The sequence below is a fragment of the Ginsengibacter sp. genome, from assembly GCF_057362405.1.
The window spans coordinates 1-3,115 of the sequence record NZ_JBMQQG010000222.1 but is presented as its reverse complement, the minus strand read 5'-3'; the positions used below and the strand labels follow the sequence as shown (position 1 = coordinate 3,115).

The 3,115-nt window shown below is 37.9% G+C and carries 2 protein-coding genes and 1 pseudogene; 1 reads left to right on the top strand and 2 read right to left on the bottom strand.

Annotated elements, in window-relative coordinates:
• Positions 1-582: pseudogene (locus ACO1O5_RS18900) on the bottom strand (ABC transporter permease); the annotation flags it as partial.
• A gap of 129 nt (positions 583-711) precedes the next feature.
• Between ACO1O5_RS18900 and ACO1O5_RS18895 the strand changes: the two are divergent.
• The gene (locus ACO1O5_RS18895) at positions 712-1,095 is read left to right on the top strand and encodes a hypothetical protein (protein ID WP_486273022.1); all 384 of its coding nucleotides are present in this window, start codon (positions 712-714) and stop codon (positions 1,093-1,095) included.
• A gap of 15 nt (positions 1,096-1,110) precedes the next feature.
• Here the strand turns inward: ACO1O5_RS18895 and ACO1O5_RS18890 are convergent.
• A partial coding sequence (locus tag ACO1O5_RS18890) for a hypothetical protein (RefSeq protein WP_486273020.1) occupies positions 1,111-3,115 on the bottom strand: 2,005 nt, incomplete at its 5' end.

Below are 3,115 nucleotides of genomic sequence, written 5' to 3'. Positions count from 1 at the left end.
TATAAAAATGATGCCGGCCAAAATGAAAACTACCAGTATCAAACCAATCCATGCGCTCGCCAAATGTTTGTTAGCAGATAATGCAAAAAGAATTACTACGGGAAAGCCAACAAGAAAAACAGTGAACAACCCGGCGAAAGCGTACAATCCACTGGCCTGGTGGATTTGTGTTTTATTGAACTCTCTTTTTCTTAGTTGCGATGGAGTATAGGCCAAAGCGCTTACGCCACCTGCAGGTAAAAAAATACTCAGGAAATTTCTCTTTAAAAAAAGTTCGATGGCGTCGACCCATTTCAGAGGGAGGCCGATCGAAAAGAAGCTGCTTACATACATGCCGCTTTGAAGAAGTATGTAGACAAGCGTTACAATAACACCGGTAATTAACCAGCTGCCATTGGCATTTTCGATGTTTGGAATAATTTGCAGTAATTCTCTACGCTCACTTCTGAAAAAAATAAATGCCAGCAATATCATTAGTACGGCAAGTATCTCTCTCCAATATAATTTGGCAGAAAATGACCTAATCTTTTTATATAAAACCGGGAAACTCAGGAGCTTTTTGCTGTAAAGATATGCAAACAAAAATTTGAGATATTTAAAGAGATCGTTATAAATTTTTATTAATCTGCGGCCTGAAAATAGTAACGAATCATTAATTTTATAGGGGCAAATGATATAATATTATTATGATTGAATGTTAAAAAAAATATTATGGTAGAAAATAAAAAGCGGGTAGGCGTACTTCATGCGGAAATTACTGAATGGAAGAGCAATGTAGAATTAATAAGAGCTGAGATCCTGATTTTTCAGAAACAACTTGGCGGCGTTGTGCGGAAAAATAGTCATGAAGAGGCGCTGAAGGGAGTGGAACATTTTCAAAACCAGTTTATAAGGCAATTGGAAGTATCTGATGAATTATTTCATGAATTGAAAGCCGCGGACCGTAAACTTGCACGTGCCGCTGATATCGGAACAGATACTGAATCTATCTATGTGGAAGATAATGTAGCATTAAGAAGCAGCGCTGAAACTTATGAGAAATTATTTCATGAGTTAAAAAATGAGTTTCATTTGTTTTTGGAAAAATGGATGTGAGAAGGAGCAATTTTTTTATTTAGCTGTTACAGTAAAACTTCCTGTTGCAACACCCGCAAGGCCATCATTAGAAATTCCCTGAATAAATACGACATACTTACCCGATATATCAGACGTATAAAATGAAATATCCGCTTTCCCGTTTTTAGTTTTTACATCCGGCGACCAATATAAAACATTCCTGTAATCGGGCTTACGGCTTAGTAACTGCTCATTAGTTTCATATTGAGGCGAATAAAATTCTCTTTGTAACTGAAGGCCGTCGTATTCAACTACCAGTGAATTGGGATCAAGCTGATAACTTTCAAGATCACCATTATAAGTGCCGTAACTTACGATGCCATCATAATGCTGGTCGCCCTTAAAAAACTTTGCAGTTATCACATCAACCTTTTGAATTTTTAACGGATCCATGGCAATTATTTTATCTACATTAAAAACGGGCACGCCGTCCAGTAAGACCAACGGATCGTCATTAAAATAGGTTACATAAGGTTCATCAAAAACTTCGTACCGGAAATTTTTATCTCTCTTCTTTACGTGAACTTCTTTTACATATTCTCTCATTACTTCTTCCATAGTTGGAAATCTCGTGTATGCGTCCAGGTAATATTGCCTGGAAGGCTTTCCATAAAAAGCAGTTGTATCGAACGACACTGGTAACGTAAAATTATTTTCTTTCTCCGGCTCATAGATATCTTGCGCCTGCGCTCCAATACTTCTCAATAAAATATCGTTGGCACGGGAAGGTGTTACAGGAACAGGGCCGATGGGTATATCATCATATTGCTCCGAAAAAGGTTTGTCTACAAAAACCCGGTAGTTGCTATCCGCCGCATCAGTTTGGGCAATCAGTTCCCGGTTGCCATAAAATTTTTCAATATTAAATTGTATTGAACCATCTTTTGACGTAGTGGTATTCGCAAACTTAAAATGTTTGCCCGGCACTGAAAGATAGACCGTAACGCCGGTATCGGGTAAACTGCCTGTTTTTGGCGATATCCGTCCAGTAATAATATGCCCTTCATATTCGGGTAAATAAGTAAAAGATGGTTTTTTGTTACTAAGAACATCTTCCCATTTAAATCTGCGCCAGCCCTGTGTAAGCATTAGGTTATCTGTTGCCTTATCAACGTCAGCTCCGGCGTTTTCAAAATAGTAACCGGGAGATTCAATAACACCATTTAGATCGGAAGTAAGCCAGAGATAATTTATTAGATTGACTTTTTGTTCAACTTGCAACGAATCTGTGAGGTAAACAGCGACCGACATATCTGCGCTTGTGGTACTACCGTTAGTTTCAAAGGTTGATAGTTTTAAATCAACTTTTTGCCTTGGTTCTTCTGCAGCAATAATATCTTCCAGTTTTATGGCCAACACATTGGTTGGTTTTTTAAAATAAAGTCTTTCACATACCGGTTGCTTTTCTTCATTAAAAAGGGTTAGTTGCGAAATGCCTTCGCCAAATTCTGATTTGCTGATCCTAAAAACCGTATGTCCATTAATTAGCGATTGCATTTTTGCAAACTTTGTTGAATGCCTTGTGTGGGCAAATAAAAAGACACTGTGTTCCGTTTCGATGTTGCAGGAAATATCTGCAGAAAGTGTGCTGCCTTCATCTGCCAGATGCATTACCCAGCCGCTATTATAAATTCCGGGAAGGTCTTTCGTCACCAATGAGCTATTCACTTTTATTATTGCATGATATTTATGGCCCTGTAAAGGAGTAAAAGCGAACGTTCCCATACCAAAGTGTTCCGTTTCAAATTCCGCAATTGTATCATTCTTTTCATTCACTACAGTTCCACTTGCGGCCAAGCCTTCACCGTATGCATTTGTAATTTTATAAGCAACCGTGTTCGGGAAATTATAAACTAAATTTCCTCCCTCCGGAAAGAATCGTATATGATTTGCTGTATCGTCATCTGCTTTAATATTCTCTGGTCCTTTATTAGGATTGATAATACTTATGGTTTGTTCAAAATAAAACCGGGGATCGAAATTTTTCATCCAGTTGGTA